The organism is Aggregatilinea sp. (genome assembly GCF_036822615.1).
In the GTDB taxonomy this organism is placed as follows: Bacteria; Chloroflexota; Anaerolineae; order Aggregatilineales; family Aggregatilineaceae; genus Aggregatilinea.
In genome coordinates this window covers 1-14,241 of record NZ_DAISHJ010000075.1, presented here as the reverse complement: position 1 = coordinate 14,241, position 14,241 = coordinate 1, and the positions used below count along the sequence as shown (strand labels likewise).

Genomic DNA, 14,241 nt, shown 5'->3' with positions numbered 1-14,241 from the left:
CGAAAAGCAGGTTTGATCGCTGCTGCGCGCGGGCTTCAACGGCCTTATCGACCTGCCGCCTATCACTCGATGGGCGGCAGGTTTTCGTCTGGCGGCGGGCCAGGACCGTCTCGCAGGCCGGTTCCGGCAGGAGTACTGCCTTGCGCCGAACGGTCCGAGGCGCAATAATTCGCTCATGGCAGGCGCGCGATCACCCGACCGCGCAGGCCAGCGTCTGCCGCCCCGGCGGACGCACCGCGCGTTTTCGCGCGACGCTGACTTAGAGTTACATCTACATCAGGAGAAACACTATGTCCACCCCTCCCCAGGTGCTGCCTGGTCCCAAAGCCCATGCCCTGATCGAGCGTGATGCGCAGGTGTTGTCGCCGTCCTATACGCGCGGCTATCCGTTCGTCATCGATCGCGGCAGCGGCTCGCGTGTGTGGGATGTCGATGGCAACGAGTTCATCGACTTCACGACGGGCATCGCCGTCACCGCGACCGGCCATGCGCATCCAAACGTTGTGAAGGCGATCCAGGAGCAGGCCGAGCGCTTCATCCACATGTCGGGAACGGATTTTTATTATCCGGCCCAGATCGAAATGGCCGAGCGGCTGTGCTCGGTGGCCCCGTTCAGCGGCGACGCGATGGTGTTCTTCGGCAACAGCGGCGCGGAGGCCATCGAAGCGGCGGCCAAGCTCGCGCGCTATTACACCGAACGCCCGCGTTTTATTGCCTTCCTGCGCGCGTTCCACGGGCGCACAATGGGCGCGCTGAGCTTCACGGCCAGCAAGTACGTCCAGCGTAAAGACGTGTTCCCGCTCGTGCCGGGCATCACCCACGTCCCGTACCCGGACGCCTACCGTCCCATCCTCAACCCGGCAGGCTTCGAGGATTACGGCGAGCGCGTGGTGGACTACATCGAAAATGTCATCTTCCAGACCGAAGTCCCGCCGACCGAAGTCGCGGGCATTCTGGTCGAGCCGATCCAGGGCGAGGGCGGGTACATCGTGCCGCCCGACGGTTTCTTCCCGGCGCTGCGCCGCCTGTGCGACAAGTACGAAATCCTGCTGATCGTGGACGAGGTGCAGACCGGTATGGGTCGCACCGGCAAGTGGTGGGCCGTCGAGCACTGGGGCGTCGAGCCGGACATCGTGTGCACGGCGAAAGGCATCGCCAGTGGGATGCCGCTCTCCGCGATCATCGCCCGGCGCGAGATCATGAGTACGTGGGTTCCCGGCGCGCACGCCAGCACGTTCGGCGGCAATCCGGTGAGCTGCGCGGCAGGCGTCGCTACGTTCGATCTGCTGAAGGGTGGGCTGATCGACAACGCGGCGCAGATGGGCGCGTACCTGCTGGATAAGCTTCAGGACGTCGCGCAGCGCCATCCGAGCATCGGGCAGGTGCGCGGCAAGGGCCTGATGATCGGCACGGAATTCGTGCAGAACCGCGAGACGCGCAAGCCCGCCCAGCAGCTCCGCGACCGCGTGGTGGACTACGCGTTCCAGGCCGGGCTGCTGCTGCTCGGCTGCGGGACCAGCACGCTGCGCATCGTGCCGCCGCTGAATGTCGATCAAGCCACCATCGACGAGGCGCTGCCGATTCTGGAGCACGCCATCGCGCACGCCGAAGAGGATCTGCTGGACTGATGCACATGGACGGTGGGGAGCGTCTCGAACGCGCGCTTGTCGCGCTGGAAGGGTTGTCGGTTGGGGATGCGTTCGGCCAGCAGATCATGAATCTGCCGCCCGCCATCGCCCTGAGCGTGCTGGAACGGCGCGTGCTGCGCCGTCCGCCGTGGCCCTTCACCGACGATACCTATATGGCGCTCTCCATCGTGTCGATCCTGCGCGCCCACGGTCGCATCGAGCCGGACGCGCTGGCCCGCAGTTTTGCCGACCGCTACGAGCCGCATCACGGGTACGGCGAAAGCATGCACACGCTGCTGCAATCGCTCCGCGAGGGCGAGCCGTGGCAGACGGCCACCGCCGCCATGTTCGGCGGGCAGGGATCATATGGGAACGGGGCCGCAATGCGTGTCGCGCCGCTCGGCGCGTACTTTGCCGGGGACCTCGATACCTGCGCGGAGCAGGCCGCGCTCTCCGCTCGCGTAACGCACGCACATCCCGAGGCGTCCGCCGGGGCGGTCGCCGTCGCGGTGGCGGCTGCCGTGGCCGCGCAAAGCGCTGTGGACGGGGATCGCCTGTCCCGCGCCGCGCTGATCGATCGTGTTTTGCCTTACGTGCCGGACAGCGCCGTGCGCGCCGGGCTGGTACGTGCGCGCGATCTTCCTGCCGGGACGACCGCAGCACAGGCAGCGGCGATCCTCGGCAGCGGGGAAGGCGTCAGCGCGCAGGACACCGTGCCCTTTACGCTGTGGTGCGCCGGGGAATCGCCGGACGACTACGAGCGCGCCATTTGGCTGACCGCTGCGGGACTCGGCGACATGGACACGACCTGCGCCATCGTGGGCGGCATCGTCGCGCTGTCTGCCGGGATCGAAGCCATCCCCACCGAGTGGCGCGCCCGCCGCGCGCCGCTTCCCGGCTGGTTTCGGCAAGATAGCGGCTGAGGACCCTTTTGCGCGCGCACTCCTGATTCACCCCCGCACCTTCAATTTTGAACGGTCCGGATGCGCGCCGTCTGCGGTTCATGGACTCATGCCGGTTTTGGGGCGGTTTTCGCCAACGCGAATTGCCTACCTATAGTATGATCAACCTCGCAGTGCGCGCCACGGCTTTGAGGAAGCCCGCTCACAGAAAGAACAGTTCAATGAGTGAACTACACAGCTTGTCCATCGAAGGGCATACGCTCGTTGCGACCGAACACAACTCCAATGCAGCCGGAACCCCGATCATTTTTATCCACGGCATTCTCGGCAGTATTTTCCTTCAGGAACCCGTTCTGGCGGACGTTTTAGCGGGCTATCACTGGTATTCGCTCAGTTTGCCCGGCCATTATCCCGCCACGCTGAATCAGTCATTCGCTCCGCACGACCTGACGCCGGAATTTATGGGCCGCATCATGAGCGAGGCCGTGCGCCAGCTTACCGGCGGCGGTCCGGCACGCCTGTTGGGGCACTCGACGGGCGGCTACGCGTCGCTGACCGTGGCCCACACCGCGCCGGAGCTGGTCGAAAGCATTTGCCTCGTGGATGCGTTTGCGTTTGGCCGGTGGGGCAGTCCCGCCTTGCGCCCGGGTCAACTCATGGCGAATCTGCCGGGCATCGGGCGCGCTGTATTCATAACCTATACGCGCCGGACGATGGGCAAGCCCGCGATCGTGAAGCTTTTTTTGCGCTACGCGTCCCATAATGTGCAGGCCATGCGGCAGAATCCGTGTTATGAGGAGACCATTCGGCTGACGCTGCGCGACTCCGCGCAGCTTGATAGCGCGTCCCTCTATCCCTATTTCCACAATATGCCGCACACCAACATCATCGAGTGGCTGAGAGACATCACGCTCCCGGTGACCGTTTTGCACGGGGATTGCGACCCGATCATTCCCCCTCAGCACGGGGAAGAAATGGCGCGCGCGCTCCCCAACAGCCGCTTGCAGTGGTTCAGGCAAACGGGTCACCTGCCGTATATCGAGAACGTCGAAGAATTCACGCGGTTTGTGCAGGCGTGGGCGGCGCAAACACTGGCAGGCAGCGAAGCAGTGGTCTAGAGCGTGTTATGCGATTTTTTGAGCGAGAGAACTGATTTCTCGCTTGTCTATTGACCCCATGATCCGTAGGGGCGGGGCTTGCTCCGCCCGTTTTTCCCCGGGATCCCCGTGCAACAGGGTTGTGTGGGGCAATTTCCCCTTTCCGCCGCTTGCGTGGGGAGGGGATCAGGGGATGGGGCCAGAAGTGCATGACGCGCTCGGGGTCCCGCCCTGCATCAGAATTCCGCAAGAATTGCGCTAGAGTTTTACTAAATCGCCCCACGTAGTGCGGTGCGCATGATACAATCACCGCACTATGTTTCTACTGCCTGATTACCGCGTCCGCCAGCGGGATTACCTGCTGAACATCAGCCGCGCCCTGACGGCCCAACTGGACCTGGGTGAAGTGCTGCGCATGATCCTGCAAGCCGCCACCTCGATGTTGGCGGGCGAGGCAGGCATCATCGCGTTGTACGATGGCGAGCACTTCCGTACGCGCGCCATCACCGGCATCCCGCCGGATCAGGCGGAAGTGCTGGACACGCTGCTCGAAGACCTCACCTACGACAAGCAGGATGGCTTCAACGTGCCCGCGCTGCACGGCAAGATGCGCAAGGTCGCCCGCAAGATGAACCTGAATCTGCGGCAGGTCGTTGCGCTGCCGATGATCATGGCCGACCAGATGCTCGGCATCCTGTTCATCTTCCGCACCTACGCGGGCCAGCCGACCGATAACGATCACCGCTTGCTGCAAAGCTTCGCGGATCAGGCTGCGATCGCCGTGCACAACGCCTGGATGTACGAGTTCGCCAACCAGGAGCGCCAGCGCCTCGCCGCGATCATCGACAACAGCGCCGACGGCGTGATGATCCTCGACCAGCACCTGCACATCGAGCGCTGGAACCGCGCCTTGAGCCGCATTAGCGGCTGGCACGCGGAACAGGTCATGACCCGCCCGCACGATGTCATCATCCGCTGGCGGCACGTCGAAGTAGGGATGACGCTCGAAGACGCGCTGCGCACGGGCTGGCCCTACGGCGACGCCGACGAAGACGAAGCCGACTCGACCAATGTGCTGTACGTCGAGGGCGACCTCGAACGGCTGGACGGCACGACGATCAGCATCGGCGTGACCTATGCGCCGCTGTTCCGCCGCACGGGGGAATTACAGAACGTCATCGCCAACGTGCGCGATATCACGCACTTCCGCGAAGCGGAGCGGCTGAAATCGACCTTTATCTCGGTCGTCTCGCACGAATTGAAGACGCCCGTTGCGCTGATCAAGGGCTACGCCGATACGCTGCGCCGCGAGGACGCCGACTGGGACGCGGACACGTTCAAGCGCGGCCTGGGCGTGATCGAGGAAGAAGCCGACCGCCTGACGGAGCTGATCGAGAATCTGCTGGCGGCCTCCAAGCTGCAGGCGGAAGGCATGCAGCTCCAGCTCGATGACGTGAATCTGCGCGGCATCGCGGAGCAGGCCGTCGAGCGCTTCCAGACGCAGACCGGCAATCACACCCTGCGCGCCGATTTTCCCGACGATTTCCCGATTATCTGCGGCGATGGCACGCGGCTGCGGCAGGTGGTCGATAACCTCGTCAGCAACGCGATCAAGTATTCGCCCAAAGGCGGCAAGATCGTCATCAAGGGCACGTTCGACGATAAGCACGTGCAGGTCTCCGTGCGCGACGAAGGGCCCGGCCTGCCCGAAGAGGAACTCTCGCGCGTGTTCGAGCGCTTCTATCGCGTCAACAACGCGCTGACCAACAACGCCCAGGGGACCGGGTTGGGGCTGTATCTGGCGAACGCCGTCGTCAAGGCGCACGGTGGGCGGATCTGGGCCAACAACAATCCCAGCGGCGGCGCGACGTTTACCTTCACCATCCCGCGCCAGGATTGACCCGGAACCCCTATAGGTTGTGGGCCGACCGCCTGCGGCGCGGTACACTTCGCACGCCGTTTCAGCACGGCTGGACGGTCATCATTCCACATCTCACCTATACTCATTATAGGGAAGCAATACAGGCGCATTCATGGCGCTTTTGTGAAGGACACCGGCTGGCGACCTGCGTTCGACCAGCCTAGCATGTTCAGGAGCCAGTTTCATGAGCCAAGTTGTACGTACCTCGCTGACCTGCCCGCGCTGCGGTCAATCGTTTCAGGGTGTGGTCGAGCAGATTATCAATGTGGACGACGATCCGCAGGCCAAGACGCGCTTTTTGTCGGGCCAGGTGAATCAAGTCCAGTGTCCGAACTGCGGCTTTACGATGGCCGTGGGCACGCCGCTGGTGTATCACGACGGCGCGCGGGAACTGTTCATCACCTACGTGCCGATGGAATTGAACATCCCCCAGCAGGAGCGCGAGCGCGTCGTGGGCGATCTGTCGCGGCGCCTGATGGACAGCATCCCGCAGGAAAAACGCAAGGGCTACCTGTTCCAGCCCAAGCAGGCGCTGACGCTGCCCGGCATGATCGACATGATCCTCGACGCGGAAGGCATCACGCAGGAAATGCGCGACGCCCAGCGCGAGAAGATGCGCGTCATGGAAATGTTCTTGCAGGTGGGCGAAGATCAGTGGCCGCGTCTGGTCGAAGAAAACGCGGACATGATCGACCTGGAATTCTTCCAGATGACGCTCGTCACCGCCGAAAACGCGGCGCAGAGCGGCAAGGACGAGATGGCCGAAGGGCTGATCCTGCTCTACAACTTCCTCGTCCAGAACACCGAAATCGGCCAGCAGGCGCTCCAGCAGGCGCAGGTGCAGGAAGAAGTGATCCGTGAAGTGGCCGAGGACGTGCAGCGCCTGGGCGAAAACCTCACGCGTGAAGCGTTCATGGACCTCGTGCTGAGCTACGCGGGTGATACCGACCGCGTGCAGGCGCTGGTGGGGCTGATGCGCCCCGCGTTCGATTACAACTTCTTCCAGGAACTGTCCGCGAAGATGGCGGCGGCGGAAGGCGAGGAGCGCGAGCTGCTGGTGGATCTGCGCCAGGACCTGCTCGAAATGACGACCGCCCTCGACCAGCAGACGCAGGTCGTGCTGCAGCGCGCCGCCGATACGCTGCGCTTCATCGTCAACAGTGAAGACATCGACGCGGCGATCCGGCCCCGCCTGGACCAGATCGACGATACGTTCCTGGCGGTGCTGCAGGCCAATATTCGCAACGCCGAGGAACACCAGGATTTGCAGTTGGGTGCCCGGCTCAAGCAGGTGCTCGATAAGGTGCTGGAAATTCTGCGCGATGCCGCGCCGCCTCAGATCCGGTTCATCAACGAGCTGATGAGCGCGCCCACCGAGGCCGACGCCTACGCCGTGATCCAGGCGCAGGCGGGCCAGTACGGGCCGGAACTGCTGGAACTGATGGAAGCGGTCGCCCAGGACCTCGACGAGAGCGAGCGCAGCGACGAGGCTGCGCGTCTGCGCGGCTATACGGCGGCGGTTGCCTCGTACGTTTCCGCCGGGGCCTAACGTTCCGATTGTGCTGTAGATGCGAAGGGCGGGTCACTGGACCCGCCCTTTTTTCGTTTACTCTCTCGCCGCCGCGCTAATACTCTCCGGCGACTTCCCACACGTTCGGCCCCATATCCACCGAATACACGCGCAGCACGAGACCCCACGCGCCGTGGTCGATGTACCAGTAGCGCGTCTGGCCCGCCCATACGGCGTCGCTGCCGCTGGGCCACTGCATGCGTCCGGTGAAAGCCTGCTGCGGGCTGTACGCCCACCCGAGCTTGGCGCGCACGTCGGCATTGTCGCGCCACACCTTGCCGATGCGCTGCACGGGCTGGTAGCGCCCGGTGGGCGGCGTGATCCCCGGGTCCGATTCCATCTCGCCGGTTTGCCACGTATCGGGATAGGTGACCCAGTATCCGTCGTTGTAGATGACCCACACCGTCCCGCGCGGATCGCTGCTGCCCGGCAGGGCGGCGTACCAGTAGGCGCGCCCGCCTTCGAAGTCCTGCCCGACGGCGTCCACCTGGATCACCGGATCGGGGCAGGTCCCCAGCAGATCCCATTTCCCCTGCGCGAAGGTGAAGAACCACTTGTTTCCGCACAACTGCGCGGGCGTCGGTACCGGGCTGGGCGGCGGCAGGGCCGGGACGTGCAGCCGCTGCCCGGCTTCGATCGCGTTGGCGTTGTTCAGGCAGTTGGCCGTCACCAGCGCCTGCACGGTGCTGCCCGTTGCCAGCGCGATGCCGCTGAGCGTGTCGCCGTTATTCACCACCAGGGTCGGCCAGTCATTGCGCACGGTGCAGTTGGGCGCGCTGGTCTGGATCGGGGCCGCCGTCGCCGCCGGAGCCTGGGTCGGCGCAGCTGTGTTGGCGGGCGTGGGCGAAGGCAGGGCGGATATGGCAGTCGGCGCGGGCGTCGCCGTATCGATCGGTTTCGGTTCTTCGTCGCCGCCCGACGAGAGCGAACAGGCGAGGCTCGCCGCCATCAGGACGACAGCGACCAGCCAGAGTGGGCGTTTTGGCATATGTCTCTCCTCAACTTGCGGTACAGACATTGTAGCAGAGGTAAAATGGTAGACTGAGTAAAGAACCTGCAAATTTATCCTGACGTACGGCGCGCCGCGCCGGATTGTGAGTTTCTGATGCCGCTGCGTCCCTTCGAGCTGCCGGACGACATATCTGTCCTGGTCGATCTGATCCCGCAGGCGTTTCATTACCCCGACAATGAGGCATGGAGCTTCCAGCAAGACGAGTTGGAGGGGCTGACCGATTCGCTGCGCGGCATCCGGCGCATCTGGCCGGTGCTGCGCGTGATGGGCTGGTTTTCCCCCGCGCTGCGCGACGTGATGCGCGGCTTCGTCTGGGAGGAAGACGGGCAGGTCGTGGGGCTGTCGAACGTCATGCGGCAGGGCACGACCGATCTCTGGTATATCGCCAACGTGGCGGTGCTGCCCGCGTACCGGCGGCGCGGCATCGCGCGGATGCTGGTCGAGGCGTGCATGGACTTCGCTCGGGAGCGGGGCGCGGAAGTGATCACGCTGGACGTGGTCGCAGGCAACACGCCCGCTTACACACTGTACGAGCGGCTGGGCTTCGTGCATTTTGCGAGCAAGGCCGAGATGGTGCACGAGGGCGATCGCGCACCGGAGCCGGTTGCGCTGCCGGACGGCTACGCGCTCGTTGCCTCGTCGATGTTCGACTGGCAGCCGCGCTACGATCTGATGCAGCGCATCACGCCGCCGGACGTCGCCACGTACCAGCCCGTCGATCCGGGCCGCTTCCGCCAGCCGGGTCCGGCCCGCCTGCTGATGCCGGTCATGCGTGCGGCGACCGGTGTGCAAAGCGAGGACTTTGTCGTGCGCGGGCCGGAAGGCGGCGTCGCCGGTTACGGTGGCTTCGGCGCCCGCGTGCGCGGCGGCGGGCGGCACAACTTGCGGCTGGCGCTCGATCCGGCCCATCCCGCGCCCGCTGCGTTCATGGTGCGCTATGCGCTGGGCAATCTGCTGCAAACCGGCCCCGGCCACCGCATCGACTTGACCGTTCCCCTGTGGCAGCCCGCGTTGGTAGAGGCCGCGCAGGCCGCCGGGTTTGCCCGGCCTGCCGATCACCAGACGATGGGACTTCGTATCCTGACTCATTCCTGACAGACACAAGCGAGCAGAAATGTTCATTTCACCCAGCGCGGTATTCACCCGCGACCGTTTCACCTGGCTTGCCTACTTAATGCTCGCGTTTTTTTCGTACCTGCAAGCGATCGTCGGCCCGCTGATGCCCTTCCTGCGCGACGAGCTGCACCTCAACTATTCCGAAGGCGCGCTGCATTCGAGCGCGCTGGCGATCGGCATGATCGTGTCGGGCTTTCTGGCCGATGGCGCTGTGCGCCGTTGGGGGCGCTGGTGGGTCTTCTGGGGCGGCGGCGCGGGCATGGCGCTCGGCGCGCTGATCGTGGCGATCGGCATGCACCCGGCCATCACCATCACCGGGGCGTGGATGATGGGCTTCGTCGGCACGTTCCTCATTACGTGCATCCAGTCCGGGCTGGCGGACCGGCACGGCCCGCTGCGCACCATCGCGCTGACCGAGTCGAACGTCGGCGCGAGCATCGGCGCGGGCCTTGCGCCGCTGCTGGTCGGTGGCTTGCAGCGGATCGGGATCGGGTGGCGCAGCGCGCTCTATACGGCAGTGCTGGTGTGGGCGGTCGCCTATATCGTCTGGCGGCGCGACCCGATGCCTGTGCCCGCCGAAGAGACGGTTCCGCCCGTCAAGCGGTCGCGGCGGGGCACGCTGCCGCGCCTGTTCTGGATCTACTGGGCGACGCTGGTGATCGGCGTGGCGATCGAGTGGTCGTTCGTGGTGTGGGGCGCGGATTACATGACCTCCGTGGGCGGGCTGCGCCGCGCGGACGCGTCGATGCTAATGTCGCTCTACTTCCTGGCGATGGTGACCGGGCGCTTCGGGGCCAGCCGCCTGTCGCGCCGGATCGAGCCGAACCGCCTGCTGCGGATCGCCATCGGCATCACGCTGGCGGGCTTCCTGGCGTTCTGGATTGCGCCCGCCAACGTGGTGATGGTCGCCGGGCTGTTCGTGGCCGGGCTGGGCGTGTGCAACCTGTTCCCGCTGCTGATGTCCCTGGCGGTCGGCGTCGGTGCGGACCACTCCGACGAGGCCAGCGGGCGCGTGATGGCGGGCGCGGGTGTGGCGATCTTCGGCGGCCCGCAGATCCTCGGCGCGGTCGCGGACCAGGCCGGGATTCAGGCGGCCTACGGGGTCGTGGGCGTGCTGCTGCTGGCGGTCATGGGCATGACCACCTACGCCAATCGCGCCGCGCAGCGAAGCTAACCGCACCGCATGTGAGTTGTTTGATCTTAAAACTGGGAACGTAAAACCAGGGCGGGTTGCAAACCCGCCCCTACGAAAATCACCGGAGATTCGCTTGTCTCCCCTCCCAACTTGATTGGAGAGGGGCCGGGGGTGAGGTCGCCTTTGCTTTTCCCGACTCCTGACCGCCGAAAAAAGCGGGTCACTTGCATGCCGGGAACGGACGCGGCACAATGGGGCGGTCGCAAGGCGACACCCAACGTCGGAACGAGGAGTAGAGCGAGCGATGGCAGAGCAGAAGCCGTTACAGTTTTCGTACGGGGGCCAGGCGGTAATCGAGGGCGTGATGATGCGCGGGCGCTATATCGCCGCCGTCGCCGCCCGCAAACCCAATCATAAGCAGATCAGCGCCGAGTTGGCCGAAACGTCGGGGCCGTGCGCCGCGACCGTCGCCGGAAACGCGGTGCTGGTCGCGGGCGTGCGCATCGTCGGGCCGTACAGCGGCGCGATCGAAACGACCGAAGTGCAGGGCGGCATCGAAGTCAAGGAGATTCCGCTCAACGCCACGCTCTACCGGGGTCGCATCGCGCGCTGGCCGTTCGTGCGCGGACTGGTCACGCTGTGGGATTCGCTTGGCCTGGGCACGCGCGCGCTGCTGTGGTCGTCGGACGTGGCCCTGTCGGAAGAAGAAGACGTCGATTTTTCGATGGAGAGCGCCGCCGGGATGGGCCTCGTCGTCGTCTCGCTGAGCATGGGCATCGGGCTGTTTTTCGTGTTGCCAGCCGCGCTGTCGGCGGGCGTGCGCGAGGCGACCGGCATGGACAGCCGCCTGCTGGCCGACGCGGTCGAAGGGCTGATCAAACTGTCGCTGCTGGTCGGGTACATCTGGGGCATCGGTCAGATGAACGACGTCAAGCGGCTGTTCGGCTATCACGGCGCGGAGCACAAGACGATCAACGCCTACGAAGCCGGGGCGGAACTGACGCCGGAGACGGTCAACACGTACCCGATCGAGCACCCGCGCTGCGGTACGGCTTTCCTGCTGACGCTGGTGGTCCTGTCCGTGATCATCCACATGATTACCGGGCGTCCCAGCAACATTTTCTTGCTGCTGCTGTCGCGCATCGGCCTGATTTTCCCGATCGCGGGCATCGCCTACGAGTTCATCCGGTTCACGGCCAAGCACCTGGATAACCCGATTGTCCGCCTGATCACCAAGCCGAATCTGGCCCTGCAGCATTTGACCACGCGCGAGCCTGACCTGAGCATGTGCGAAGTGGGCATCGCCGCGCTGGAGCATGTGCTGGCCGCCGAGCGTGCGGCGCAGCCGGTCGCGCAGACGGCCCCGGCCTCGGTTCCCGCGACGGATATGCCGGTCGCCGCCGCGGACTGATCGCGCGGAGTTTCCCGGCAACCAAAAGCCCTCGGCACGCGCCGGGGGCTTTTTTGCGTTAGGTGTCTGATATTTGAGTGCTATCTGAAGAAAACCAGCGGTGATTAGCTGTTTGCTTTCATTCAAGAAATATCTCTAGTTGGCTTCTCGCATTCAGTAGAGCTTAAGAGTGTACGAAAGATCTGGCAACTTTCTGGCTTTATAAAGAACTCGGATCTAAGCAAAGAAATGCTGTATAATAACTAATAAAGAAAGATTAGAAGCCTGGAGCATATGTATATGGATATAGTAATTATAGTTGCTATCTTAGTAGTTGTCGGGTTTATCACATATTTATACCTAGATCGGCAAGCGCAAATGAGACGGCAACGTGCGGAGGAAGTTCGCCGACAGGATAACGAGGCGCGTCGACGTGCGGAGGAAGATCGCCAACGGGAGGACGAGCTACGTCGACGCGCAGAAGAGACGCGTCGTTATCAGGAACAGCAGCAACAACGACTATACAACGCTCTTACTGTCACTGTTGCTGACTCAAATGAGATTGTGAGTAAATTGCCCTCCGTTCTATCAAGGGCAGGGGGGTCTCTTTCCACGGCTGAGCGTGAATTTAGTGCAGGAGCGTTTGCTCCTTTTTGGGATGCTGTTGAAGATGCTGCATACTGGTTAGCGAAATATAAAGATTATATTGACAAATTGAATCGAAACGCTGAAACATATACACGCGACGTTTCACAATTTAGTGGTATGCCACCAACGTTTCAGTTTAGTGTTAAGGATCTACCGGAGGCAAGAAGAACGGTTGAAAGAATGTCGGCTATCGTTCGCAAAGGTCAAACAAATATAAATTTCGCGACTATCTATGAACAACGAAAGACGAATAAGCTGCTTATGGCTGGATTTTCCACTCTCAACGACACTCTAAAGGGCCTTGAATATCGATTAAATGCATCTTTATATAATCTTTCAGTTTCACTTTCAAATACAACAAAAAGATAATTTTATTGGGACTCCGCTAGAATACATACGGGTCTGGTATATTGGAATGATTTCTCTGGCAACTTGCCCGTACAGGTTCGCGCGACGGATCTGCCCCGTTGCCGCTGTGGGCTGATCCGCGCTCCCACATCCGCACGAGACTCTAAAAGCCCCTGGCACGCGCCGGGGGCTTTTTTTGTGCGTAATAGTGGCGGGCTTGGCTCCCCTTTTCCCCTCGCCATCTCCGAATGGAGAGATACCGTGTTAAAAATCAAGGAGCAGCCGTTGAAAACGCTGGATCGAAAGGCTGCCCCGACTTCAGCACGCCGTAGGCCAGGACGAGCAATTTGCGCATCACTGCCCCCAGGGTCTCCATTTTGGACTTGCCGCGAGCTTTGAGCTGAGCGGCCCACGGCGCCAGGATCGGGTTGAAGCGCTGCGCGGCTAAGGCGGGCATGTAAAGCACGCGCCGCAACGTAGGGCTGCCCATCTTGGACAACGGGGTTTGTCCCCGCACCGAGGAGCCCGAGGTGCGCTGCTGCGGGTTGAGACCGGCAAACGCCACGAGTTGGCGAGCGGAGCCAAACGCACGCAGGTCAGGGACTTCGGCCAATAGCAGGCTGGCGCTCAGGTCGGACAAGCCGGGAATGCTCACCAACAGCTCACGGTCTCGCTTGAGGTCGGGATGCTGGTCGATGAACCGCTGGATGTCCTGCTCAAGGTCCTCGATTTGGTGGTCGATAAAGGTGATGTGTGCCTCCAACACCTCCTGCACCTTTGTCGAGGTCTCCACGCCCAGCCGGTTCTTCTCCTGTTGGCGCATGCTCTTCAGGTCCACCAGATGCCGCGCCATGGCCCGCAGTTCCAGCCACACCGGGTCGGGCGGCGTCCACAACTCAGGCTGTTGGGTGCGACAAAAGTCGGCAATCAAGACCGCATCCAGCCGGTCTGTCTTGTTGCGTTTCAGCTGGCTCTGCCCGTACCCCTTGATCCGCGCCGGATTGACCACGCTCACCCGGTAACCCGCCTGGTACAGCGCCAACGCGACCGCATCCCCATAGGTCCCTGTCGCTTCCAGGCACACATGCGCCTCCCTCGCTCGCCGCTGCTTCAGCCACGTCGCCAGCGCCTTCACCCCCGCCGCGTCGTTGGCGTACTGCCTCACTTCCGCGTTCTTCCCCCCTTGCACCAACGCCACGTCCAGCGTCGCTTTGGATACATCGATCCCTACGACTGCCGCTGCCTGTTCCATCTCACCCTCCTGCTTCGTCCGTCCGGTCCTCGCTCCAGCCTTGCCTCATCCAAGCTCTGCGCTTCGTCATTCACGCCGCTTCAGGTACCGTCCGAAGTCTTGACCGGGTTTTCCCAGGGGCATTCATCTCTCCACCAAGGTCCTCGCCTTTAGAGGTCCGTTCAATGTCTCCCTGGGCGGACTCCCTTCACTCTTCTTCCTTGCTTTCTATCATACAAGGGG

11 protein-coding genes are annotated in these 14,241 nt (G+C 63.1%); 9 read left to right on the top strand and 2 right to left on the bottom strand.

The features are described from left to right. Positions 1 to 290 precede the first annotated feature (290 nt). The 5 genes from V7116_RS17635 to V7116_RS17615 all read left to right on the top strand — a co-directional run bounded on the left by V7116_RS17635 (position 291) and on the right by V7116_RS17615 (position 7,097). Positions 291 to 1,628: an acetyl ornithine aminotransferase family protein gene (locus V7116_RS17635; protein ID WP_324393276.1), complete on the top strand. Its 1,338-nt coding sequence runs from the start codon at positions 291 to 293 to the stop codon at positions 1,626 to 1,628. A 5-nt stretch (positions 1,629 to 1,633) separates the two neighbouring features. Continuing rightward, complete coding sequence (locus V7116_RS17630; protein ID WP_324393275.1) at positions 1,634 to 2,551, top strand: ADP-ribosylglycohydrolase family protein; 918 nt, start codon at positions 1,634 to 1,636, stop codon at positions 2,549 to 2,551. Positions 2,552 to 2,751: 200 nt separating this feature from the next. After that, positions 2,752 to 3,648: an alpha/beta fold hydrolase gene (locus tag V7116_RS17625; protein ID WP_324393274.1), complete on the top strand. Its 897-nt coding sequence runs from the start codon at positions 2,752 to 2,754 to the stop codon at positions 3,646 to 3,648. A gap of 295 nt (positions 3,649 to 3,943) precedes the next feature. Next, positions 3,944 to 5,527, top strand: coding sequence for an ATP-binding protein (locus V7116_RS17620; RefSeq protein WP_324393273.1), 1,584 nt, complete (start codon positions 3,944 to 3,946; stop codon positions 5,525 to 5,527). Between the two features lie 205 nt (positions 5,528 to 5,732). Next, positions 5,733 to 7,097: a CpXC domain-containing protein gene (locus V7116_RS17615; RefSeq protein WP_324393272.1), complete on the top strand. Its 1,365-nt coding sequence runs from the start codon at positions 5,733 to 5,735 to the stop codon at positions 7,095 to 7,097. Between the two features lie 76 nt (positions 7,098 to 7,173). Here V7116_RS17615 and V7116_RS17610 read toward each other — a convergent pair whose 3' ends face one another. After that, the gene (locus tag V7116_RS17610) at positions 7,174 to 8,106 is read right to left on the bottom strand and encodes a LysM peptidoglycan-binding domain-containing protein (RefSeq protein ID WP_324393271.1); all 933 of its coding nucleotides are present in this window, start codon (positions 8,104 to 8,106) and stop codon (positions 7,174 to 7,176) included. A gap of 117 nt (positions 8,107 to 8,223) precedes the next feature. On the opposite strand from V7116_RS17610, the gene V7116_RS17605 reads away from it, so the two are divergent. The 4 genes from V7116_RS17605 to V7116_RS17590 all read left to right on the top strand — a co-directional run bounded on the left by V7116_RS17605 (position 8,224) and on the right by V7116_RS17590 (position 12,788). Then, a complete protein-coding gene (locus tag V7116_RS17605) occupies positions 8,224 to 9,225 on the top strand; it encodes a GNAT family N-acetyltransferase (protein WP_324393270.1) in 1,002 nt (333 codons plus the stop codon). A gap of 19 nt (positions 9,226 to 9,244) precedes the next feature. Then, positions 9,245 to 10,420, top strand: coding sequence for an MFS transporter (locus V7116_RS17600; RefSeq protein ID WP_324393269.1), 1,176 nt, complete (start codon positions 9,245 to 9,247; stop codon positions 10,418 to 10,420). A gap of 265 nt (positions 10,421 to 10,685) precedes the next feature. Next, positions 10,686 to 11,792, top strand: a complete 1,107-nt coding sequence (locus tag V7116_RS17595) for a DUF1385 domain-containing protein (RefSeq protein WP_324393268.1) — start codon at positions 10,686 to 10,688, stop codon at positions 11,790 to 11,792. Positions 11,793 to 12,071: 279 nt separating this feature from the next. Beyond that, the gene (locus tag V7116_RS17590) at positions 12,072 to 12,788 is read left to right on the top strand and encodes a hypothetical protein (protein ID WP_324393267.1); all 717 of its coding nucleotides are present in this window, start codon (positions 12,072 to 12,074) and stop codon (positions 12,786 to 12,788) included. 250 nt (positions 12,789 to 13,038) lie between these two features. Here the strand turns inward: V7116_RS17590 and V7116_RS17585 are convergent, their stop codons facing one another. Then, positions 13,039 to 14,019 (bottom strand): IS110 family transposase, encoded by a 981-nt coding sequence (locus V7116_RS17585; RefSeq protein ID WP_324393266.1) that lies wholly within the window; start codon positions 14,017 to 14,019, stop codon positions 13,039 to 13,041. Between the last annotated feature and the right edge of the window lie 222 nt (positions 14,020 to 14,241).